The organism is Agrobacterium larrymoorei, from assembly GCF_005145045.1.
GTDB lineage: Bacteria > Pseudomonadota > Alphaproteobacteria > Rhizobiales > Rhizobiaceae > Agrobacterium > Agrobacterium larrymoorei.
Map to the genome: position 1 here is coordinate 1829279 of NZ_CP039691.1, position 21971 is coordinate 1851249.

Annotated in this window: 18 protein-coding genes and 1 tRNA gene; 8 read left to right on the forward strand and 11 right to left on the reverse strand. The window is 58.0% G+C overall.

The window, feature by feature from the left end; all coding sequences use genetic code 11:
* Nucleotides 1-2: 2 nt before the first annotated feature.
* Together folB and folP are read right to left on the reverse strand one after the other, a co-directional pair.
* Complete coding sequence (gene folB / locus CFBP5473_RS08705) at nucleotides 3-368, reverse strand: dihydroneopterin aldolase (RefSeq protein ID WP_027673069.1); 366 nt, start codon at nucleotides 366-368, stop codon at nucleotides 3-5.
* A complete protein-coding gene (gene folP, locus CFBP5473_RS08710; RefSeq protein WP_084631338.1) occupies nucleotides 365-1153 on the reverse strand; it encodes a dihydropteroate synthase in 789 nt (262 codons plus the stop codon). The genes folB and folP overlap by 4 nt, the downstream gene beginning before the upstream one ends.
* A gap of 244 nt (nucleotides 1154-1397) precedes the next feature.
* Between folP and CFBP5473_RS08715 the strand changes: the two genes are divergently transcribed.
* A complete protein-coding gene (locus CFBP5473_RS08715; protein ID WP_027673067.1) occupies nucleotides 1398-2024 on the forward strand; it encodes a DUF922 domain-containing Zn-dependent protease in 627 nt (208 codons plus the stop codon).
* A 291-nt stretch (nucleotides 2025-2315) separates the two neighbouring features.
* Here CFBP5473_RS08715 and CFBP5473_RS08720 read toward each other — a convergent pair whose 3' ends face one another.
* Together CFBP5473_RS08720 and CFBP5473_RS08725 are read right to left on the reverse strand one after the other, a co-directional pair.
* Complete coding sequence (locus CFBP5473_RS08720) at nucleotides 2316-2636, reverse strand: 2Fe-2S iron-sulfur cluster-binding protein (protein ID WP_027673066.1); 321 nt, start codon at nucleotides 2634-2636, stop codon at nucleotides 2316-2318.
* 145 nt (nucleotides 2637-2781) lie between these two features.
* Nucleotides 2782-3150 (reverse strand): Hpt domain-containing protein, encoded by a 369-nt coding sequence (locus tag CFBP5473_RS08725; protein ID WP_027673065.1) that lies wholly within the window; start codon nucleotides 3148-3150, stop codon nucleotides 2782-2784.
* Between the two features lie 469 nt (nucleotides 3151-3619).
* Between CFBP5473_RS08725 and CFBP5473_RS08730 the strand changes: the two genes are divergently transcribed.
* Nucleotides 3620-10375: an apolipoprotein A-IV repeat region-like domain-containing protein gene (locus tag CFBP5473_RS08730; protein WP_027673064.1), complete on the forward strand. Its 6756-nt coding sequence runs from the start codon at nucleotides 3620-3622 to the stop codon at nucleotides 10373-10375.
* Nucleotides 10376-11175: 800 nt separating this feature from the next.
* Here the strand turns inward: CFBP5473_RS08730 and CFBP5473_RS08735 are convergent.
* The gene (locus tag CFBP5473_RS08735) at nucleotides 11176-12117 is read right to left on the reverse strand and encodes a DUF2497 domain-containing protein (protein WP_027673063.1); all 942 of its coding nucleotides are present in this window, start codon (nucleotides 12115-12117) and stop codon (nucleotides 11176-11178) included.
* A 200-nt stretch (nucleotides 12118-12317) separates the two neighbouring features.
* Complete coding sequence (locus CFBP5473_RS08740) at nucleotides 12318-12989, reverse strand: protein-L-isoaspartate O-methyltransferase family protein (protein WP_027673062.1); 672 nt, start codon at nucleotides 12987-12989, stop codon at nucleotides 12318-12320.
* Nucleotides 12990-13236: 247 nt separating this feature from the next.
* Between CFBP5473_RS08740 and CFBP5473_RS08745 the strand changes: the two genes are divergently transcribed.
* From CFBP5473_RS08745 to CFBP5473_RS08760, 4 genes are all read left to right on the forward strand, one after another.
* A complete protein-coding gene (locus tag CFBP5473_RS08745; protein WP_084631335.1) occupies nucleotides 13237-13389 on the forward strand; it encodes a DUF3309 family protein in 153 nt (50 codons plus the stop codon).
* Between the two features lie 160 nt (nucleotides 13390-13549).
* Nucleotides 13550-13623, forward strand: a tRNA-Cys gene (locus tag CFBP5473_RS08750).
* A 195-nt stretch (nucleotides 13624-13818) separates the two neighbouring features.
* On the forward strand, nucleotides 13819-14115 hold the full coding sequence (locus tag CFBP5473_RS08755) for a hypothetical protein (protein ID WP_027673061.1): 297 nt from the start codon (nucleotides 13819-13821) through the stop codon (nucleotides 14113-14115).
* 76 nt (nucleotides 14116-14191) lie between these two features.
* Nucleotides 14192-14437 carry a DUF982 domain-containing protein gene (locus CFBP5473_RS08760; RefSeq protein WP_027673060.1) on the forward strand — a complete coding sequence of 82 codons (246 nt, stop codon included), beginning with the start codon at nucleotides 14192-14194 and terminating at the stop codon, nucleotides 14435-14437.
* Nucleotides 14438-14919: 482 nt separating this feature from the next.
* Here CFBP5473_RS08760 and wrbA read toward each other — a convergent pair whose 3' ends face one another.
* Nucleotides 14920-15519, reverse strand: a complete 600-nt coding sequence (gene wrbA, locus CFBP5473_RS08765; RefSeq protein WP_027673059.1) for an NAD(P)H:quinone oxidoreductase type IV — start codon at nucleotides 15517-15519, stop codon at nucleotides 14920-14922.
* 215 nt (nucleotides 15520-15734) lie between these two features.
* On the opposite strand from wrbA, the gene CFBP5473_RS08770 reads away from it, so the two are divergent.
* The gene (locus CFBP5473_RS08770; RefSeq protein WP_027673058.1) at nucleotides 15735-16511 is read left to right on the forward strand and encodes a competence/damage-inducible protein A; all 777 of its coding nucleotides are present in this window, start codon (nucleotides 15735-15737) and stop codon (nucleotides 16509-16511) included.
* Nucleotides 16512-16632: 121 nt separating this feature from the next.
* On the forward strand, nucleotides 16633-17478 hold the full coding sequence (locus CFBP5473_RS08775) for a universal stress protein (RefSeq protein WP_027673057.1): 846 nt from the start codon (nucleotides 16633-16635) through the stop codon (nucleotides 17476-17478).
* A 74-nt stretch (nucleotides 17479-17552) separates the two neighbouring features.
* On the opposite strand, the gene CFBP5473_RS08780 is transcribed toward CFBP5473_RS08775, so the two are convergent.
* From CFBP5473_RS08780 to CFBP5473_RS08795, 4 genes are all read right to left on the reverse strand, one after another.
* Entirely contained in the window at nucleotides 17553-18326 is a 774-nt protein-coding gene (locus tag CFBP5473_RS08780; RefSeq protein ID WP_027673056.1) for an amino acid ABC transporter ATP-binding protein, read from the reverse strand.
* An 11-nt stretch (nucleotides 18327-18337) separates the two neighbouring features.
* Complete coding sequence (locus CFBP5473_RS08785) at nucleotides 18338-19495, reverse strand: amino acid ABC transporter permease (RefSeq protein ID WP_027673055.1); 1158 nt, start codon at nucleotides 19493-19495, stop codon at nucleotides 18338-18340.
* Between the two features lie 3 nt (nucleotides 19496-19498).
* Nucleotides 19499-20695: an amino acid ABC transporter permease gene (locus CFBP5473_RS08790; RefSeq protein ID WP_027673054.1), complete on the reverse strand. Its 1197-nt coding sequence runs from the start codon at nucleotides 20693-20695 to the stop codon at nucleotides 19499-19501.
* A gap of 106 nt (nucleotides 20696-20801) precedes the next feature.
* A complete protein-coding gene (locus CFBP5473_RS08795) occupies nucleotides 20802-21824 on the reverse strand; it encodes an amino acid ABC transporter substrate-binding protein (protein WP_027673053.1) in 1023 nt (340 codons plus the stop codon).
* Nucleotides 21825-21971: the final 147 nt, after the last annotated feature.

The window sequence follows — 21971 nt, forward strand, 5'->3', positions numbered from 1 at the left end:
CATCAGCCATGCTGTTCGACACTCACCTGTGCGTAATCGAGAATGCCGGGAACCGGCGCCGATGGTTTGCGAACGGTGATCTTTACCCATGTGATTTGCGGGTAACGCTTGCGCAGAGCGGTCGCGATATCGTTCGCCAGCGCCTCGATCAGATAACGCCGCTGCCCGACCACAATCTTTTCGATGACGGCGAAGGCCACGCCGTAATCGACAGTGTTGCCGATCTGGTCTGTCTCCAGCGCATCCCCGGCTTCGACTTCCATTTCTGCATCGACGAAGAAACGCTGGCCGAGTGCCTCCTCCTGTTCCAGCAGCCCGTGGCGGGCGAAGAAGGAGCAGTTCTTCAAAAGGATAGTGTAGCGGCTCATGAACGTTCCTCCCCTTGTTTTTTCTGTTTCAGAACGGCGTCTGCAATGGCCAGTGCATCTCTCGTCATCGCAACATTATGAACACGAAAAACAACCGCGCCCGCAAGCCGCAATATTGCTGTTGTCGCCGCTGTGCCCACATCGCGGTCTTCCACCGCCTCGTGCCCCGTCAGCGAACCGATGAACCGCTTGCGCGATGTGCCAGCCAGAATAGGCAGGCCGAAGCCCCCAAGCTCATCGAAACGCGACATCAGCGCGACATTTTCATCCACATCCTTGGCAAAGCCAAAACCGGGATCGAGCACGATGCAGTCTCTGGCGATACCTTCGGAACCTGCAATCTCCAGAGAGCGGTTCAGAAAAGCATATTGGTCGGCAATCACATCCGCCAGTTTCTCCCGCTCGCGACCCGTGTGCATGATGCAGATGCCCGCACCACTGCGGGCCACGGTGCCCGCCATATCGTAATCTTTCTGAAGACCGAAGACATCATTGACGATGTGCGCGCCTGCCTCGATTGCCAGCTTCGCGGTGGATGCCCGATAGGTATCGATTGAAATCAGCGCATCGGTTTCCTTCGACAGCCGTTCGATGACAGGAAGCACACGATCCTGCTCTTCGGCATCCGTTACGCTGGCGGCACCCGGTCTTGTCGATTCGCCACCGATATCGATGATGTGAGCGCCATCGCGAACACAGTTCAGCGCATGGACAACGGCCTGATCTACGCCCAGAAACCTGCCGCCATCGGAAAAGGAATCCGGCGTCGCATTTACGATGGCCATAATAAGGCCATCCCCATCAAGTTTCAGGGAGCGCCCATGGGCCGCTTGCCACACATTGGTACTGGCTGTTATCAAGTAACACACGCCTTTCCGAAATTACGGAGTGCCTTGCCATTATTATCGTTCCCACTCCGAATGCATTATCAGCAACGAAATCAAGACCGAAAAACGGTTTCCGCAACAGTGCGGAGCTTTCGCGCTCTATGCCGCAATCATCCGGCAAGTTCAACCGGAAGGCCGGGAAATGAGCCAGCTATCCCCTTTGCGTAGAGCGTTCATCGCTGGTGTTTTATTGCTTTCCGCACCGCATTTCGCGGCGGCGGAAGCGATCAGTAACAAGACCTTCGCCTACTTCACCATTGGCGGCAAGACGGCGGAAGATCTGGACCGGGAGCTTTCCCAGCACGGCCCTATCACCAAATCCACCGGATCGCGGCATCCGGGCGCAACCGAAATCAAATTCGGCGGTGAACTTACCTATGTGGAACAGGGCGGCAAGTGTGGTGTCGGCACGGTGAAAGTAACGCTGAACACCAAAATCCTGCTTCCGCGCTGGTCCAACCGTCGGCGCACCAATGCCGATCTCGCCCTGATCTGGGACACGTTGTCGGCAGACATCAAGCGGCACGAAGAACGCCACGCCGAAATTGCCCGCACCTACGCCCGCACACTGGACAGGCGCCTTCGCGCCTTACGTCCGCAGGCAAACTGCGAGAAAATGCAGAAAATGGTGGCGGAGGTCACGCAGGACGTGATGGATGCACATGACAAAGACCAGATGCGGTTCGACGTGGTGGAATCCAAAAACTTCGACGCCAGAATGACGCGGCTGCTGAAAAATCGCATTCAACAACGCAAGTCCGCAGACTAAGAGCGCAATCACCCTGCCCTAAACATCCAGAGCTTGCGCGAGGCTTGCGCCTTTGCCGGATAATGATCGTTGACTTCTTGTCGTGGCCTCCGGCGAGAGACTCACGTATTAGTTACCGTGAATAGTGATCACCAGTTAGTCGATGAGTTTGAGTTTTCTCGCACGGGTTCTCCCGGTGCGTCTCAAGCCGCAGGTGCCTTCCTCCCCCGCCTGCTGGTGACGTGCCCAACTGGAGCGGCAGGTGGATAATTACCCACTGCCGCTCAATCTTTTTCTGCAGTCAGCTTTAACTCAGCCTTGGCGTTCCGGCACATGCACGACGAGACCGTCGAGCGCATCCGTCATTTTGATCTGACAGGAAAGACGCGATGTGGGGCGCACATCGAAGGCGAAATCCAGCATGTCCTCTTCCATCGGTTCGGGCGGGCCGACGCGTTCTGTCCACTGGTCATCGACATAGACATGACAGGTGGCACAGGCACAGGCGCCGCCGCATTCGGCATCGATGCCGGGAATGGAATTGCGCACGGCATTCTCCATTACGGTGGAGCCGTTGCTCACGTCGAGTTCGTGTTGCGTGCCGTCGAAAGCAACGATGGTCAGTTTGGTCATTTCGGAAGATCCAGGAACGTGTTTGAGAATTTTTCTAAACAAATAGAAAGGCCGGTTCCGATTGGCAACCCTTCACTGCGGGTGCAATCAAAACCGGCCTGACAGGAATACAGTCAATTCGCCTCTCGGAAGCGAAAGAATTGGCTTAACGGCAGAGCTTCAGAATGAAATTCTCGGCTTCCACAATGGAGGCAGCCACCTTGGCCAGAGCTGCGCTGTCGCGGCTTCCGTTTTCGACCGCTTCTGCGGCAGCCGAAACATTGAAGGCGCCGACGGCGTCCGCGGAGCCTTTCAGGCGGTGGGAAATGGCCTTCATTCCAGCGTCGTCGGCGGCGGAAAGTTCATGCAGCAGCGTGCGTGCATTGCGCGAGAAAAGCTGTAGAACTTCGATCTCCAGCTCCTTGTCACCCATGGTCTGGCGCGCAAGATGTGTAAAGTCTATCGGCTTGCGGCCTGCTGGTGCGGCGCTGCCGTGGTTGTCTGGCGCTTCAAACGCAATACTGAGCGCGGCCATCATGGTTATCCTCTACGTTTTGTTTTGTGTCATATGTGTTTCACTTCTACGCAGGCTATTGCTGCATTCGGCTGAAAATGCGGCGGGGAAAACGCGAAAATCTTTCGCTATGGTTAATTTATGTTAAACTTCTAGGAAACAAGGGTTTCCGCCCGCAACCGGGGTTTAAAAACTGTTAACAAACCGCCACTTGGAGCACTGCCGAAAGTGGCGTTAATTGTTTAAAAGTCTCAGATGTGTCACTACGGTACTTCCGTGTCGCATAGACTGAAGTACGGTTTTGCGATTTCGGCAAGCAGATGTATTTTTGCCTGAAAGCTGGGCGACCGCTCTCAGGATTTAGTAAGAAACGGGGCACTATATACCGAAAGGTATCGTGCCTTGTAGGCATGGTGGCGGATATCCGGTTGCAGGCGGCGGGCGGATGAACGGCATGAGGCCGGGCGTATATGTAACGAGGCGTAACCGCATGGCGAACAACAAGATTAGCGACTCGATCGACGAGACTGCGTTTCAGGCACTTGAAGATGCCTTGCAGCTCGGCGCGTACGAAAATCAGCCGGAGCCTCGCAAAAGGTCCACTCCCAAGCCCTCGGAGGCAAGAGTGCCAGAAAAGAACAGACCGCGTCAGAGCGAACAGCAGCCACAGCCTCAATCTCAGCCTGCGGCGCAGCAGCCCCCCCGTGCCACGGCCGATCAGCAATCCAGAGCCGCAGCGCTGGAAGCCGCCAATGACGGCAACAAGCGCAGCCCGGCCATGATCTTGCGTTCGCTGGAAGCTGGCTCGATGACGGGCGCGCTTCGCAATGCCTCCATCGTTTCGGTTCTCTGGGCCGTTGCCGGTGCGGGCCTCGCACACGTTATCTATGGTAGCCAGATCTGGAACGTCGGTTCGCTGGCAGAACTCTTCGCCATTCCCGGCCTGATGGCCATCATGATCGGCGTCATCGTCCCGATCATGCTCTTCTTTGCCTTCGCAATCATGATGGCGCGCGCCAAGGACCTGCGCAACGCTGCCCGCTCCATGGCCGAAGTCGCGCTGCGTCTTGCAGAGCCGGAAACGATTGCTTCCGAACGCATCATGTCCGTTGGACAGGCGGTTCGTCGCGAAGTGTCTGCAATGAATGACGGCATCGAGCGCACCATTGCGCGTGCCACCGAGCTGGAAACGCTCGTGCATTCCGAAGTGAATGCGCTGGAGCGCAGCTATGCGGACAACGAACTTCGCGTCCGCAGCCTCGTGCAGGAACTGAGTGCGGAGCGCGATGCGATCGTCAGCCATGCGGAGCGCATTCGTTCTTCCATCTTCGGCGCGCAGGAGCAGCTCAAGGAAGAGCTTTCCATCGTCGGCGAAGAAATCTCCATGCGTCTGGCGACCAGCGGCGAAGCTTTCGCTTCGATGATCGACACGCGCTCTGCCGCTCTGCTCGAAAAGTCCCGTGCTTCGACCGAAGCCATGGGCACGCTGATTGCGGCCAAGACCGAAAATCTCTTGAGCGCCCTCAATAGTTCAGGTGCTGCGCTTAATAACGAATTCGATATTCGCCTGCATGATCTGAGCAACACATTCGGCGAGCGCGGTCGTCTGCTTCTTGAACAGTTCGCAGTTCACGCCGATACGCTGAGCAGCGGCGCTGAAAACCTCAATAAGTCGATGGACGAGCGCACGCGTCTTCTCAACGACACGCTGTCCAAGCGTACCCTTGAGCTTTCGCAGAATATCGACCGCGGTCAGGAAGTCATCGGCGGCTCGCTGGATACGGTTCTCGACCAGCTGTCCGCCACGCTGGAAGAAAAAGGTCTTTCCTTCCGCCAGAGCCTGCAGAGCACGGCAGATGACGCGATCATGGATCTCGATCTGCGCTCCGGCCTGTTCGAAGAGAAGCTCCAGGCAACCGTCGGCGTCGTCAACACGGCGTTCGATGAGCGAGTGGCGGAATTTGCCAGCGCCTTCGATCAGCGCGCCGGTTCGCTCGACAGCAAGCTCATGGAAAGCCTTGCCCGCATCAACGAGACCGTTGCAGGCGGCACGGATTCCCTGAACGGCATTCTGAATTCCAACATCGACCGCCTCAGCACCGCCCTCACCGACCAGTCCTTCGCGCTTGCGACGGCACTCGGTACCGGTCAGGAAATGCTGGAAAGCTCGCTCGAAACACGCACACGCGAACTGACCGACGCGCTGGGTGCCCGCACGAACGAAATCACCAGCGCTATCAGCAATACGCATGAGAAGATCGATGCTGTTATGACTGAACGTAGCGCTGCCCTGTTCGGCGCGCTTTCCGACAGCCAGGAACGTTTCGATACAGCACTTGCAAGCCGCTCCGAGGCCATTGCAGGCTCCGTTTCCGGCACGGCTGAGCGTCTGGCGGAACTGCTGGACGAGCGCGCCGCAGCGATCAACAGCGTCGTTGCCGATGTAGAACGTCGTCTGGCCGAAACACTCGAAACCCGCGCAGCCGCGATTACCGGTGCCGTTGCTGGTGTGGAAGACCGGATTGCAGACACGCTGGACAGCCGTACCGCTGCTCTCAGCAATGTCGTGTCCGGCGTTGAAGACCGGATTGCCGATACGCTGGAAAGCCGCACTGCGGCTCTCGCAGGCGTCGTCTCCGGTGTCGAAGAGCGCATCGCGGATACGCTCGACAGCCGCACCATGGCTATCGACATGGCATTCTCGACAGCCGAAGAGCGCCTTTCCGAAACGCTGGACAGCCGCACAAGCGCGTTGACCGGCGCCGTTTCAGGTATCGAAGAACGCATCGCAGATACTCTCGACAGCCGCACCATGGCCATCGACATGGCATTCTCCGGCGCAGAAGAGCGCATTGCAGAAACGTTGGACAGCCGCACAGCCGCACTCAACAGCGTCGTTTCCGGCGTCGAAGAACGCATCGCGGACACACTCGACAGTCGCACTATGGCCATCGATATGGCGTTCTCCGGTGCGGAAGAACGTATTGCAGAAACGCTGGATAGCCGCACCGCCGCACTCAACAGTGTCGTTTCCGGCGTTGAAGAACGCATCGCAGACACGCTCGATAGCCGCACCATGGCCATCGATATGGCCTTCTCCGGCGCGGAAGAGCGTATTGCCGAAACCCTGGATACCCGCACCGCTGCGCTGGGCACGGTTGTTTCAGGCGTCGAAGACCGCATCGCCGAGACGCTGGAGAGCCGCACGGCTGCTCTGTCGAACGTCGTATCCGGCGTGGAAGAACGGATCGCCGACACGCTCGATAGCCGCACCATGGCCATCGATATGGCGTTTTCGTCTGCTGAAGAGCGTCTGTCCGAGACGCTGGAAAGCCGCACGTCTGCTCTTACCAGCGCCGTTTCCGGCGTGGAAGAACGTATTGCGGACACACTCGACAGCCGCGCAATGGCCATTGATATGGCGCTGTCCACCGCTGAAGAGCGGATCGCCGAGACGCTCGATACCCGTGCCTCCGCCATCACCAATGCGGTGTCCGGTGTAGAGAACCGCTTGGCCGAAACGCTCGATAGCCGCACCAGCGCTCTCAGCAGCGTGGTATCCGGCGTAGAAGAGCGGATCGCAGAAACCCTCGATGCCCGCACCGCTGCGCTCAGCACTGCCATTTCCGGCGTCGAAAGCCGCATTGCAGACACCATCGACAGCCGCGCGCACGCGCTGACCGATGCCGTCAACGGCGTAGAAGAACGCATTGCCGATGCGTTGGACAGCCGCACCATGGCGATCAACATTGCTTTCTCCAGTGCCGAAGAGCGTCTGGCGGAAACGCTGGACAGCCGCACGACCGCCCTCACCGGCGCAGTTTCGGGCGTCGAAGAACGCCTGGCCGATACGCTCGACAGCCGCACCATGGCCATCGACATGGCAATTTCCTCGGCGGAAGAGCGTCTTGTCGAAACACTGGATGGCCGCACGTCCACCATCGCGCAGACGGTTGCCGGTGCCGAAGAACGTCTGGCCTCCACCGCAAACACCATTCAGGAAGCTCTTTCCGTCGGCCACCTGCGTCTCGATACGATGCTTGGTGTACAGGCAGATGCCATCACCCGCACGGTAGAGCGCAACGGCGACCTTATCGAGCAGACGGTAACGACGGCCGCCAACCGCATCGAAACAGCAATCGAAGGTGGCGCAGGTCGCTTCTCGGAAACGATGGAAAGCGGCGTTTCGCGCATCGAAACCAATCTGGTCTCCTCGCATGAGACGCTGCGCAACACGCTGGATCAGCATCACGGCGCTTTCTCGGAAACTCTCGGCTCCGCGCAGGAGCGTCTGGGCGATCTTCTTTCCGAACAGGCAATGTCCATCGGCACGACAATCGCGTCCAGCGCCAGCATGCTGGAAATGTCGCTGGAAACCCAGCAGGAAGCGTTGCAGCGCGCCATCGACACCAGCGGTTCCACGCTCGAGGAACGTCTGCGAAGCAGCGCTGGCGAAATTGCCAACAAGATTGGCGATGCCGCTCGCGAAATCGGCGGCGCGGCAGACGCCCTCTCCTCCCGCGTCGAGCTTTCGGTCAGCGCCGTATCCACGCGTCTCGACGAGACCGGCGCACGTTTGGAAACCAATATCGACGCACTGCATGGCCGCATCCAGTCCGACCTCGGCAATGTCAACGCTTCCATCGATGATGCGACGCGCAAGATCGCCGATACGCTGGATGGCCGGACAGCCGATTTCGTTCGCTCCAGCGATGACGCGACCCAGAAGATCGCAGGCGTGTTCGACAGCGGCACGGCGCGCATCGATGAGCGTCTCGGCACCATGGACCGCGCCCTCAATATCGGCCTTGAAAACGTCAACCGCACGATCGAAGGCAAGGCCACCGGCCTCGCTCTCAGCCTGCGCGATGCCGTGGTCAACGCCACACAGAGCATGGACAGCGAAGCGCTTCGCTCTACCGAGCTTCTGGCCAAGACCGGTTCCGATTTTGCCGAGCAGGTCAAATCCCGCAACGAAGAGTTCACCCGCTCCATCGAGCAGCGTTCGGACGAGATCGTTGGTCGCATTTCCGATGCGCAGAACCGTCTCTCCGGCCAGGCTGCCGCCGTGGCGCAGACCTTCTCGGAAGCAGGAAACGCCATCGTCAACAAGGTGGCGGAGGCGGAAGCCGTCGTTCGCTCGCAGGTCGGCGTGATTTCGGAAACGCTGACGGGCGTCGAAAGCGCGCTCGATGCACGCGGCGAATCCATCCGCTCCACCCTCGACACCCGCACCCGCGAACTCAACTCGATGCTCGCAAGCCGCTCTGCGGAACTGTCCCGCCTCATCGAAGAGAAGGCCAAGCCAATCGTCAACGAATATGCGACGATCGGCCAGAATGCTGCGGAAAAGATCGTCACCGCCGCGCAGCAGAGCGCAAGCCTGCTGGCCGAAAGCAACAGCGGCATGGTGGAAATGGTGGAGCAGGCCATTGGCGATTACGCCAGAGCAGGCAGCGATGCCGCCAACAAGCTGGTTGCCGCAACACGCCAGAGCACCGACATGCTCTCGCAGACGCATGCCAACATTGCTGACGTCGTTACCGGCGCCACGGACAACCTCAACGTTGCCGTTGCCCGTGCCACGCAGGAATTCAAGCAGGCGGACGCATCCCTCAATACGGCTGCTACCACCTTCTCCGAATCCGCGTCGCGCGCTTCCGACATGGTTTCCAGCTCCAGCCGCCTGCTGGAAAACAAGATCGACCGTCTTGCGAATATTTCCGGCCAGACGCTGTCTCAGGTCGCTGGTATCGTCAGCCGCTTCGACGAGCATTCCACGGTCCTGTCTCAGGCATCCGAGCTTCTGAGCGCCGCCCAGAACACGCTGGTCGGCACTTTGGAAGAACGCCAGGAAGCGCTCCGTACCCTCTCCGTCGGTCTGCTGAAGCGTTCGGAAGAAATCGAAGGTTCGATGCGCGGCGTGATGAGCGTCGTGGAGCAGACGCTTGGCGAAGCGGAACAGCGTTCCGCAGCGGTCGCCGGCAATCTGCGCCAGAACCTCAACTCTTCCTTCGAAGATATCGGTCGCTCGCTGGATGAAACCGAGCAGCGCGCCAAGTCTGCCGCCCAGAATATGCGTGGCTCGCTGCTTTCCGCTGGTCAGGATGCGACACGCGCCATTGAAGGCACCATGGCGGATGCGCAGAAATACTCCGACGAGCTGGTCAATCGCCTGCGCGGCGGCGTCGCCTCCTCGCTCTCGGATGTCGATAACCTCATCGGCTCCGCGACGGATAAGTCGAACGCGGCAGCAGCCGTGATGCGTGAGACACTTCGCGATGCCGTGGAAGAGGCCGTTGCCCGCTTTGCCGGTGCCACGGACGAAATCCGCCGCTCCAGCCACGATATCCGCAAGGAACTGGATTCAACCCGCGCCGAACTGAAGCGTGGCGCCTTCGACCTGCCTGAAGAAGCCAAGGAAAGTGCCGCAGCCATGCGCCGCGCCGTTTCCGAACAGATCAAGGCCTTGCAGGACATCTCGCAGCTGGTCGGTCGCTCCACGCAGCAGCTGGAAATTTCCGAACCGGCAGCACGCGCCATCGCGGCCACCAAGCCTCCGGTTGCCCCGCAGCAGCCGCGTGTCGAGACGAGAGCACAGCCGGTGACAGCCGCTGTTCCGCCCGCCGTGGCTGCATCCGCGCCGCCCTCCGTCGCGGCTCCACGGCCTGCTGCCTCGCAGCAACCAACAGCTCCGGTCATTCGCAACAACCCGTCGTTTGAGAACCGTGCTGTTCCGCCGCAGGCCGGTTTGTCCGCGCCTGTCCAGCGCCGGGAAGAAGGCGGTGGCTGGATCAGCGATCTGCTGCGCGGTGCATCTGAAGCACCTGCACAGGCAGCCCCCGCTCCGCGTCAGGCAGCCGAACCGCAGACCCGCGCTGGCGACACCCGCAACCCGCGCCACATGGTCGAGTCGCTGAACTCGCTCTCTGTCGATATCGCCCGCGCCATCGATCACGATGCCTCCGTGGAACTGTGGCGCCGCTACCAGCGCGGCGAGCGCGACGTCTTCACTCGCCGCCTCTACACGCTGAAGGGCCAGCAGACATTCGATGAGATCAAGCGCAAATACGAGCGCGAGTCCGAATTCCGCACCGCCGTCGATCGCTACATCGCGGACTTCGAAAAGCTCCTGGCCGACGTTGCCCGCACCGACCGCGACCGCACGGTAACCCAGTCCTACCTCACCTCGGACACAGGCAAGGTCTACACCATGCTCGCCCACGCCGCGGGACGATTCAGCTGATTTGACTTGAACGTGAGTTACTAGGATTACGCCCTTGCAGAAATGTGAGGGCGTTTTTCGTTTAAGGGTCGAGCGTGAAGAGCCGAAAGCCGTTCTGCAACATGCTCTTACTACAGCCCTGGTGGAGGTATCGCGTTCAGTCAAACGTGTACACGATGTTTATCATTATACTCCGAGCAACAGCTGCCCGGTTAAATTGACTAGCGTTCCTGCAACGTTCAAGTCGGGGTAGCTCAACGGCTTCACTCCCTCGACATCATCCTCGGGCTTGACGACTGCTGTCCGGTTTAAACTGAGAGGGTAGTTTAAGGCGAGAACAACTCCCGCACCCGTCACCCCGCACTTGATGCGGGGTCCAGCAGACGTGCGTCTGCGCGTCGAAAGAGTCGTTCAGACCAAGGACTTGGTCTGGCTGGATACCGGGTCAAGCCCGGTATGACGGAGGTGGGGTTGCACCCGTCGCCACCCTGCAGCGAACGCGGTCAAAGCGTGTTCCAACCGGATCTTAAGGATGGAACTGCAATGCATTCAAAGCCTTGCCTCGCATCCTCACATTTAAACCGGACAGCAGTCGAACAAGGCCGAGGATAATGGTCGAAAGTGAACTCGCCGTTTCCTCTCAAGTCTCAGGCTTTGCATGAATGCTTAAAAACTCAAACTGGACAGCAGGGGGATCAGGCCGAAAACGACGGTCGCGGATTGGGTTGACCGCGAGTGAAAGCACCAGTCCCAAACAACCTGAAAAGCAAAAGCCGCCGGGGAGATCATCTCCGCGGCGGCTTTTATGTAGCGCCGTTTACTCAGCGACGGGGACCGCGCGCGACGCGCTCGATTTCTTCGCGTACCAGACGCTCAACCAGTGTCGGCAGATTGTCTTCCAGCCAGTCCTGAAGCATGGGGCGCAACATGTCCTGCGCCATTTCTTCGATGGTGGGGCGCTTCACGCCGTCGAATACGTCTGCAAGTTCTCCGAAGGATCGGGCGATCTGGGCACCGGCTGCGGCGGAGATCAGGTTCAGCGACAGGGCGCTTTCCTGCTCGATCTTTTCAGCCACGGCAACAGGTGCTGGCGCGCTCTGCACCGGCTCGATCTTCAGGTCTTCAGTGCGAGGCGCGGGGCTCTCCTCCTCAACAGAACCACGCAGTTCCAGATTTTCCCAAACGGGAATAGGCTGAGGGGCAGGCACTGGTGCGGTGGGCTGGATGGCTTGAGCCGGAGGATTGAAGGTCGGCATTTCGCGCGGCTGTGGCGCGGTTGCCGTCATCAGAGGACGAACATCCGTCGGACGCTGTACCGGAGCGGCTCGCTCCGGCTGGAAAGACGATACTGGCGCGGGTGCCGGGGCAGATTCGACATGGCGCTGTGCGGCAAAGCCCTGAGGGCCGAGCGATGCATTCCGGTCTGCGGCTGCGCGAACGCGGGCGGCGACATCGGCAAGCGACATGCTCTTTTCTGCGCCACGATCTACAGATGCAGGCTCGCTTCTTTCCGGGAAAGGCGCGAATTCATTTTGCTGGCGCGCGCCGTATCCCTGATTTGCAGCAGGCGGAACGTGAGCTGGCGGGCTTGCGGCCTCGGCGGCGTAAGCTGCGTCTTCGATTGCGTCCTCATCGTCATAGACCGGAGGCAAATGACCGGAAAAGGCGTCAGATGTCGCAGGTTCGTTGCTTTCAATGATCCTGCGGATCGATGCCAGAATTTCTTCCATGGATGGTTCACGCGCTACACTCGGCTGAGCCATTTTTTTCCCCGATTTTCACGTTCAAGACGGAACGGAGCAAAAATACGCATGCCCCGAATCACCTTCAGTGTAGGGCAGCCGTCAGGATAAATGAATCCTCAGGGCGGGCTCATTGGCGCGATACACAGCTTTATTTCAGCCAAAAGACAAATGGCCCGGTCGAAGCCGGGCCATTGAAATCATGCGAAATAACCGCTTGATCAGAAAACGAATTCTTTTGCCTTGGCAAAACCGGGCAGCGGCTTCAGCGATGCATTGAAGGAAGTGGCAGCAGAAACGCCCTTACCGTCGCGACGGTAAACCGTAACTTTCGCCGCGTTGCCATAGCCAACGACGGCGATCAGGCGGCCGCCATCGACAAGCTGGTCGAGGAGAGCCGCAGGCACTTCCTCAACCGCGCCATTGACGAAGATAACGTCGTAAGGCGCCTGTGCGGCATGGCCCTTGTCGAGTTCGCCCACCACGGTCACGATATTGTCGTAGCCAAGCGATGCAAGCGTTTCGCTTGCCTTTGCGGAAAGCTCCTCATCGCTTTCGAGTGAAACGACGGAACCGGCGAGATGTGACAGGACCGCCGAAACGTAACCGGTTGCGCCACCCACTTCGAGAACGAGATCGTCCTTGGTGATGGCGACCAGCTGCAGCATCTTGGCAATCGGAGAAGCCTTCAAAAGGTAACGCGCCGGGCGGCCATCCTTGGCGGGACAGATCTGCAGATCTTCATCCACATAGGCCACCTGCTTGACGCCTTCTGGAACGAAAGCTTCACGCGGCACGGCGATAAATGCCTTGAGCACCGAATGCGATGTCACATCGGTCGTGCGCAACTGGCCATCCACCATTTTCGCGCGTGCGTTTTCGAAATCCATCATGTCGTCTTCGCCTTCAACTAAAAGCCCAAGCGGAAACAGGATATGCCCGCTTTTTACCAATCGTCTTAATTGGCTCTGTCCCCGCTTTCAAGCACAAGCGTCGTCTTGGCCCAAGAAAAAGAGGCCGCGTTGCGCGCCCGCCCCGCTGGGGTTCTGCTGTACCTCATATTCTACAGAAACGGGAACCTTTTTACCCGCCTAATCATTGAAGCAAAACAGAAATCATCATCAACGGCTGGAGGCAAACATGCTCGGCACAATCCTCGTAATTCTCCTGATTTTGTTTCTTATTGGCGCCCTTCCGAGCTGGGGCTACCACAATTACGGCTACGGCCCATCGGGCGGCCTGGGCCTCGTTCTCGTGATCGTACTCGTCCTCGTCCTGCTTGGACGAATTTAACGCCTGAAAGCCTCACCGTGCCTCTGATGGCCGGTGAGGCTTTTTCAAAGAACGTTTTCGTCAACGCACATTTAATCACGGATTTTTCGATCCCTGCCTATTGCGCCCAAAATGGATTCGTTCTAAATGCCCGCCATCGCTTAGTTTCAAGAGCGTGTGAGGCCTCGTGGCGGAGTGGTGACGCAGAGGACTGCAAATCCTTGTACCCCGGTTCAATTCCGGGCGAGGCCTCCAAATAAATCAACCACATGGATGCAGCGTTACGCGCCTTGATCGACCCATTTCGATGGGTAGATTTGCGACGTCTCTCATTTAACACGTGTAATTTTGTGGACGGTTCTACTTGTCAGGAACCTGCGCTTCCGCTTTCAGTTAATACTCAAAATAACTCTTGCCCGGCGCGATATGCCGAGGTTATTGGAGAGTATCATGAAAGCCACCCTACCCGTTACCGCTTCCATTCTGGCGCTGGCGCTTGCGGGCTGCACCACCGGAAATGAAATTTCGTCACGCAGCCTCGAGCCCATTCCGGGGAGCATCACCTATAACGGGCAGCCGCGCACGAAGTTGACCAAGTCGCCGATCGGCAGCACTTACACGCATAATTTCCGCACATGGAACGGCGACCGGGTGATCGAGACTTACCAGATCCAGCCGGATCGTTCGGTGAAGATCATCGACCGCCGGATCATCCGTGACTGGATGTTTTTCGGTCGGGACGACTGATCGAAAATCCAGTCGTTGAATGCTGAAGCCAATCGGTTTAGAGGCTGCTCAACGAATTGAGCAGTTGGAAGACCTGATGCATACGAAATGGAGCAAGCCGGTACTCGTCGCCTTTGAGGAGCCCGGCAATTACACGAGCATCGACACGACTCAGGCCGCCTCCTGGGCGATGATCGAAGACTGGCCGGTGGAAGATGGCGATGCGCTTGACCAGGCTTTGCTGGTCTGTGCCGCTGTCGGTTCGGGCAAAAAGAAGCCGGAAGATGCGCGCAAAGCCTTTGTCGCTGCGGCACTGGAAGCGGGCCTCGATTTCAAGGCATAATGACGCAGCGGACATTATGGCTTAACGACGCGGGCAAGCGGGTGTAAGACGACCGCTTATATGCTGAGCAGAGAGTTAGAAATCTCCATGAAAAAGCCCCTCCTCCTGTTTTTGATGACGTGCCTTTGCATCGGCATCATCGGCCATCTGGTGATTGCGTTCGTCATCACCGGATGAGCTCGCCCGGAGGCCTCGAACGTCGGCTTTACCTTGCATTAAGATTCATATGCATGTCGCGGAACCACGTTAGGCTATCCACGTTTCTAATGCACGGAAACTTGGAGGGTAAAGACATGCGTGATGGCCTGAACAGCTTGCTGGAAATTTCGCTTCTGGGCTTCGTGGTTGTGACCTGCCTTATGATGGTCAACCCGCCGGTTTGAGGCGCTACTGCATCAATTGACATTAACGCCGCTCTCGATTGGCGGATGCAAAAATGCGGCCTATTCGGGCCGCATTTGCGTTTCTGGCAACACTCAACTTTAAGCAGACAGCTTTGCTGCGAGCTTGGCAACATGAGCGCCCTGATATTTCGCACCCTCAAGCTCGACCGCAGAAGGCTGGCGCGAGCCATCGCCATCGGTGATCGTGGATGCGCCATAAGGCGAGCCGCCCTTGATTTCATCCACACCCATCTGACCCTGAAACGCGTAAGGCAGGCCAGCAACGACCATGCCGTGGTGAAGGAAAGTCGGGATGAAGCTTAGGATGGTCGATTCCTGGCCGCCGTGCTGCGTGGCCGTAGAGGTGAAGGCAGAGCCCACCTTGCCGACCAGCTTGCCATTGAACCAGTGCCCGCCGGTCTGATCCCAGAAATTGCGCATCTGCGATGCCATCGTGCCGAAGCGCGTGCCTGCACCGACGATGATCGCGTCATATTCGGAAAGCTCGTCAATGGTCGCAATCGGCGCGGGCTGATCCACCTTGAAGTGCGAGGATTTCGCCACCTCTTCCGGCACGAGTTCGGGAACTCTCTTCACCACCACATCCGCGCCTGCGGATTTGGCGCCTTCCGCAACGGCGTAAGCCATTGTTTCTACATGACCGTAAGACGAGTAATAGAGCACCAGAACTTTTGCCATTTTAGATTTTTCCTCATGGTTTGTTTTCGAGTTGCAGGTTGCGGGCGGGACTATGCACCCACCATGTAACGAAAACCTAACAAAGGAGTTGCGGAAATGCGAGCATATAGGCCCAGCACGCTCCGTTCTCGATTAGCGAACGATGCCGGGTAGAGCGCTTCCCTTTCATATTGAAACGCTCTAACGTCGGGGCAAATCGACAGTGAGTTTTGCCCATGTCCACGCCCTCCTTTTCCTCCGCTCCCGTTACCGCCGCCATGCTTGCCATCGGCGATGAGCTTTTGTCTGGCCGCACCAAGGATAAGAACATCGGGCATCTGGCCGATGTGATGACCATGTCGGGCATCGACCTGAAGGAGGTTCGGATCGTTGCGGATGACGAACCGGCAATCGTGGAGGCTTTGAACGCTCTTCGCGCGCGTTACGACTATGTCTTCACCTCCGGTGGTATTGGGCCTACCCATGACGATATCACGGCGGATGCCGTCTCTGTCGCCTTCGGCTTGCCCTGCGAGCATGATGCGGATGCCCTGCGCATTCTGGGCGACATGTATCGCACGCGTGAAATGGAGTTCACCGAGGCCCGCAAGCGCATGGCACGCATGCCCCGCGGTGCGAAACACATCGTCAATCCGGTGTCGGTCGCGCCGGGCTTCATCGTGGAGAACGTCTATGTAATGGCAGGCGTGCCGCAGGTGTTTCAGGCGATGCTGGATAATGTTGTCCCGACCCTGCGCACCGGCACCAAAATGATGTCCCAGTCCGTCCGTTCGCCCTATGGTGAGGGAGACATCGGAACGCCGCTCAGCGAGATCCAGAAAGCGCATCCGCAGACGAGCATTGGCTCCTACCCCAAATATGACGGACAGCGCTTTTCCACCGAGATCGTGGTGCGGGCGCGCGATGGCGAATTGCTGAACGCGGCGGCAAAGGACGTGACTGCCATGATCGAAAATATCGCACGGGAGAAGGCTTCTTCAAAGATTGCGTGAACTCCTTTGCGCGCAATACGTTTTAGCAGATGCAGATGCCTGTCTTGATAAGGATCAAGGCAATGGGTGGCAGGCAACCCCATGCTGCCCGTATCAATGATGCGTCATAAGGAGAATGACCATGGGCTACAGAACAATTCTCGCGGTTATCGACACAGCTGAAAACACACGCAGGCTGGATAAATTCGTGGTCGCGCTTGCCAACCAGTTCTCCTCTCATGTCGTCGGTCTCCACATGGAGACACTGGCCGCCGTGCCGCTTGTGGCACCCATGGAGATGCCGGACCCGGCCACGGTTCAGGCCGTGCAGGATGTGGCGCACAAGGAAACGACCGAAGCCGGAAAGATTTTCGCCGATAGCATGTCGGCAAACGGCATTTCCAGCGAATGGCGCAGCTTCACCTCCTCTGTCGGTTACTCCTCCAAATCCTCGATCCAGAGCGCCCGCTGCGCCGATCTGATCGTGGCGCGACAGCATGAATCCTCGGCACTTTCGGACAGCCGCGCGGATCTTGATAACTTCCTCTACGAGAGCGGTCGCCCCGTTTTGCTGGTTCCGCATATTCTGACGGAGCCGAAACCAATCCGCCGCGTGCTGATCGCGTGGAACGGCTCACGCGAGGTGACGCGCGCCACATTCGACGCCCTGCCCTTCCTGCAGGCAGCGGAAAGCGTGGAAGTCTTCTCGGTGGATATGGAAGATAATGATTCCCGGACGGCGGCACTTGCTGGCTCGGAAATCGCCGCCACTCTTGCCCGGCATGGTGTGAACGTTACGGTCACATCGCAGGAGAAGATCGAAGGCGTAGCGCCTCACAAGGCTATTGAAAACCATCTTGCCGAAAACAGCATCGACCTGTTGGTAATGGGCGCTTACGGCCATTCGCGTTGGTGGGAAATGCTGTTCGGCGGCGTGACACGCACGCTGTTGGATTCGATGAAGGCGATGACGCTGATGTCTCGCTAAGAGCCCGCACAATCGAACCAAAAGAAAACCCGCCGGTCGCCCGGCGGGTTTTTTGTTTCAAGAATCACCAAATCCTAATGAAGAATCTGGCTAAGGAAGAGCCTGGTGCGCTCATGCTGCGGATTGTCGAAGAACTCCTGCGGGGCGTTCTGCTCCACTATCTGGCCCTGATCCATGAAGATCACGCGGTTGGCGACCTGGCGGGCGAAGCCCATTTCGTGGGTCACGCACAGCATGGTCATGCCGTCTTCGGCAAGGCTTACCATCGTATCCAGAACTTCCTTGACCATTTCCGGGTCGAGCGCCGAGGTCGGCTCATCGAACAGCATGATCTTGGGCTTCATGCACAGCGAGCGGGCAATGGCCACGCGCTGCTGCTGACCGCCGGAAAGCTGGCCCGGATACTTATGCGCCTGCTCTGGAATCTTGACGCGCTTGAGGTAGTGCATCGCGATTTCTTCGGCATCCTTCTTGGGCATCTTGCGAACCCAGATCGGCGCCAGTGTGCAGTTCTCAAGGATCGTCAGGTGCGGGAAGAGGTTGAAGTGCTGGAAAACCATACCCACTTCGCGGCGCACTTCATCGATCTTCTTCAGGTCGTTGGTCAGCTCGATGCCATCCACCTGAATGCTGCCCGACTGGTGTTCCTCCAGACGGTTGATGCAGCGGATCATGGTGGACTTGCCGGAACCGGAAGGACCGGCGATGACGATGCGCTCGCCCTTCATGACCTTGAGGTTGATGTCACGCAGCACGTGAAAATCGCCGTACCACTTGTTCATGCCGGTGATTTCGATTGCGACGTCCGTCTTCGAGACTTCCAGCTTTTTTGCTTGGGCTTCTGCCATGAGATTTCCCCTTATTTCTTATGTCCGGTATCGAGATGGCGCTCCATGAACAATGAATAGCGCGACATGCCGAAGCAGAATATCCAGAATATGAACCCGGCGAAAACATAACCCGTGACTGGCGTCACCGGTGTCGCCCAATTCGCATCCGACTGGTTGAGGTTTACGATACCCAGAAGGTCGAACATACCGATGATCGACACAAGCGACGTATCCTTGAAAAGGCCGATGAAGGTGTTCACGATACCGGGAATGACGAGCTTCAGCGCCTGCGGAAGCACGATCAGGCGTGTTTTCTGCCAGTAATTCAGGCCGAGCGAATCCGCACCTTCATACTGTCCCTTCGGAATGGCCTGAAGACCGCCGCGAATGACTTCCGCCATATAGGCAGAGGCAAACAGCGAGACACCGACGAGCGCACGCAGGAACTTGTCGAAGGTCCAGCCATCCGGCAGAAACAGCGGCAGCATGATCGAGGCGAAGAACAGAACCGTAATCAGCGGAATACCGCGAATGACTTCGATGAAGGTCACGCATAGCGTCTTAATCACCGGCATGCTGGACCGGCGGCCAAGCGCCAGCAGAATGCCGAATGGCAGTGACACGGTGATCCCGAAGAAAGACAGGATCAGCGTCACCATCAGGCCGCCCCAGAGCTGGGTTTCCACGCGCGGCAGGCCGAAATAGCCGCCGACGAGCAGGAAGAAGGAGACGAACGGCAGGACTATGAACAGCAATAGCGCGTTCAGCCCCTTGTGCGGCGCCTTCGGGATCAGCATCGGGATCAGAAGCACGACGAATGCCGCGGCGACTAGAAGCGGACGCCAGCGTTCTTCGAGCGGATAGCGGCCGAACATGAACTGTTCGAACTTGGCATTGACGAATGCCCAGCAGGCTCCTGCCTGTCCATCCGGTATCGCACCGCCCTGAGCAACTGTCAGGCACGCCGTGCGGTCGGTACCCGTCCATGTGGCATGAACGAACAGCCACTCCACCAGATGCGGAATGATGTAGTAGAGAAACGCGATGGCCGCTATCGTCAGCACCGTGTCCTTCGCCGTAGCGAAGAGCTTGGTGCGCAGCCAGTGGACGACGCCCACCTGGCTGGATGGCGCAGGTGCCTGAGGCACCATTTCACCGCGAACGTAAGTGAGGGTGTTGGATGTCATTGCTTATCTCTCCACCAGCGCCATTTTCGCGTTGAACCAGTTCATCAGCAACGCAGTGGTGAGCGACAATGAAAGGTAGACCACAAGCCAGATCGCAACGATCTCGATTGCCTGTCCGCTCTGGTTGAGAACCGTGTTGCCAACGCTGACGAGTTCCGAGAAGCCGACGGCAACAGCCAGCGACGAGTTCTTCGTGAGGTTGAGATACTGGCTCGTGAGCGGCGGGATGATGATGCGCATTGCCTGCGGAACGACGACCAGACGTGTGGTCGTGCTGGAGCGCAGGCCCAGAGCATCGGCAGCCTCGGTCTGGCCCTTCGGCACGGCCTTGATACCGCCACGAACGATTTCGGCGATGAAGGACGCGGTGTAGAAAGACAGCGCCAGATAGATCGACATGAATTCCGGGCCGATAACGGCGCCGCCAGTCAGGTTGAACTTGCCGGCAACAGGCATATCAAAGGTCAGCGGCGAACCGATGGCGAGGAATGTCAGGACTGGCAGACCGATGATGATCGCGGTTCCGACAATACCGGTGCGGAAAGGCTGTCCGGTGCGCATCTGCCGCGCCTTGGCCCAGCGATAGACGAAGACGGTGATGATGACGCCAACGAGAAACGCCAGCGGCACCATCCAGATACCCTCGCCCCAAAGGAACTTCGGGTAGAAGAAGCCGCGATTGTTGAGATAGGTGCCCAGCGGCATCTCGAGCGATTCTCTTGCCTGAGGCAGGATCGTGATGACGCCCTTGTACCAGAAGAAGATGACGAGCAGCGGCGGCAGGTTACGGAAAATTTCCACATAGGCCTGAGCCAGCTTCGAGATCAGCCAGTTCCGCGACAGCCTTGCGATACCGACGATGAAGCCGATGATCGAAGCCGTGATGATACCAAGCACCGCGACCTGAAGCGTGTTGAGGAAGCCGACGAGAAGCGCGCGCGCAAAGGTGTTATCGTTGTTATACGCGATCAGCGACTGGCCGATATCGAACCCTGCGCGTCCGTTAAGGAAGCCAAATCCCGTTGAAATATTTGCTCTTTGAAGGTTGTGGATCGTATTGCTTGCGATGATCCAGATGAACAGTCCCAAGAGTACGACCGTTACAACCTGATAGAAAATGGACCGCGCTTTGGGGTCATAGATTATGGACGTCGCGCCGGATGCGCTGGACGGTCCAGTTTGGATCGTCTTGCCTGCCATAGGCACCTTTCCCTCTATATGCTCTTTGCGAGCTTATTCTAATAATTTGAAGGAGGCAGGGATGATCTCCCCGCCTCCCGCATCAGCTTTAAAATGGAAAAGCTTGTTAGCGGACCGGAGGAGCGTACTGCAGGCCGCCCTTCGTCCACAATGCGTTCTGGCCACGCTCGATCTTCAGCGGAGAACCGGCACCAACGTTACGGTCGAAGACTTCGCCGTAGTTACCGACCTGCTTGATGATGTTGTAGGCCCACTCGTTGGTCAGGCCGAGATCGGTACCGATCTTGGTGCCTTCTTCGGTGCCCAGCAGACGCTTGATGTCCGGGTTGGCAGAAGCCTTCTGCTCATCGACGTTCTTGGAGGTGATGCCGAATTCTTCAGCGTTCACCATCGCGTAGTGAACCCAGCTGACGACGTCGAACCACTGATCGTCACCCTGACGAACGGCCGGTCCAAGCGGCTCCTTCGAAATGGTTTCCGGCAGAACGACGTTTTCGTCCGGGTTCTTCATCTTGAGGCGGATAGCATACAGGCCGGACTTGTCCGTGGTGTACACATCGCAACGACCGGAGTCGTAAGCGCCCGTCGCGTCGGATTCCTTTTCGAAGACAACCGGGTTGTACTGCAGGTTGTTCGTCTTGAAGTAGTCGGCGAGGTTGAGTTCCGTCGTCGTGCCCTGCTGAACGCAGACAGACGCGCCGGAAAGCTCAAGAGCGGATTTCACGTTAAGAGCGTTCTTAACGATGAAGCCCTGGCCATCGTAATAGTTGACGGTGCGGAAGTTGAAGCCCAGCGACGTGTCGCGGCTGATCGTCCATGTGGTGTTACGCGTCAGAACGTCGATTTCGCCAGACTGGAGAGCCGGGAAACGGTCCTTGGATGTGAGAGCGACGAACTTGGACTTGGAAGGATCACCGAAAACGGCAGCAGCGATGCCGCGGCAGTAATCAACGTCGATACCGGACCATTCGCCCTTGTCGTCCGGGTTCGAGAAGCCGGGGATACCCGAGCTCACGCCGCAGGTGACGAAACCCTTTGCCTTAACGTCCTGAAGAGTACCGGCAGATGCAGCCGTTGCAGCTCCCAATACTGCTGCGCCAATAGCGGCTGACAGAAGTGCCTTTTTCATTTTTCCCAACCTTTGTATCTTTTTGTAGATTGGAGAGACTTCGGCACCCGCACCGCGTCTGCGATAGTCTCCCCGCTTCACCTCCCGGTGTGCGTCCCTATCACAATCGCAATTGTCGTCACGGTCAAGACTTTCGCGACGCAATTG

Coding starts and splice junctions, on each gene's coding strand:
- folB (WP_027673069.1), bottom strand. CDS start 368: ATGAGCCGCTACACTATCCTTTTGAAGAACTGCTCCTTCTTCGCCCGC.
- folP (WP_084631338.1), bottom strand. CDS start 1,153: ATGGCCATCGTAAATGCGACGCCGGATTCCTTTTCCGATGGCGGCAGG.
- CFBP5473_RS08715 (WP_027673067.1), top strand. CDS start 1,398: ATGAGCCAGCTATCCCCTTTGCGTAGAGCGTTCATCGCTGGTGTTTTA.
- CFBP5473_RS08720 (WP_027673066.1), bottom strand. CDS start 2,636: ATGACCAAACTGACCATCGTTGCTTTCGACGGCACGCAACACGAACTC.
- CFBP5473_RS08725 (WP_027673065.1), bottom strand. CDS start 3,150: ATGGCCGCGCTCAGTATTGCGTTTGAAGCGCCAGACAACCACGGCAGC.
- CFBP5473_RS08730 (WP_027673064.1), top strand. CDS start 3,620: ATGGCGAACAACAAGATTAGCGACTCGATCGACGAGACTGCGTTTCAG.
- CFBP5473_RS08735 (WP_027673063.1), bottom strand. CDS start 12,117: ATGGCTCAGCCGAGTGTAGCGCGTGAACCATCCATGGAAGAAATTCTG.
- CFBP5473_RS08740 (WP_027673062.1), bottom strand. CDS start 12,989: ATGATGGATTTCGAAAACGCACGCGCGAAAATGGTGGATGGCCAGTTG.
- CFBP5473_RS08745 (WP_084631335.1), top strand. CDS start 13,237: ATGCTCGGCACAATCCTCGTAATTCTCCTGATTTTGTTTCTTATTGGC.
- CFBP5473_RS08755 (WP_027673061.1), top strand. CDS start 13,819: ATGAAAGCCACCCTACCCGTTACCGCTTCCATTCTGGCGCTGGCGCTT.
- CFBP5473_RS08760 (WP_027673060.1), top strand. CDS start 14,192: ATGCATACGAAATGGAGCAAGCCGGTACTCGTCGCCTTTGAGGAGCCC.
- wrbA (WP_027673059.1), bottom strand. CDS start 15,519: ATGGCAAAAGTTCTGGTGCTCTATTACTCGTCTTACGGTCATGTAGAA.
- CFBP5473_RS08770 (WP_027673058.1), top strand. CDS start 15,735: ATGTCCACGCCCTCCTTTTCCTCCGCTCCCGTTACCGCCGCCATGCTT.
- CFBP5473_RS08775 (WP_027673057.1), top strand. CDS start 16,633: ATGGGCTACAGAACAATTCTCGCGGTTATCGACACAGCTGAAAACACA.
- CFBP5473_RS08780 (WP_027673056.1), bottom strand. CDS start 18,326: ATGGCAGAAGCCCAAGCAAAAAAGCTGGAAGTCTCGAAGACGGACGTC.
- CFBP5473_RS08785 (WP_027673055.1), bottom strand. CDS start 19,495: ATGACATCCAACACCCTCACTTACGTTCGCGGTGAAATGGTGCCTCAG.
- CFBP5473_RS08790 (WP_027673054.1), bottom strand. CDS start 20,695: ATGGCAGGCAAGACGATCCAAACTGGACCGTCCAGCGCATCCGGCGCG.
- CFBP5473_RS08795 (WP_027673053.1), bottom strand. CDS start 21,824: ATGAAAAAGGCACTTCTGTCAGCCGCTATTGGCGCAGCAGTATTGGGA.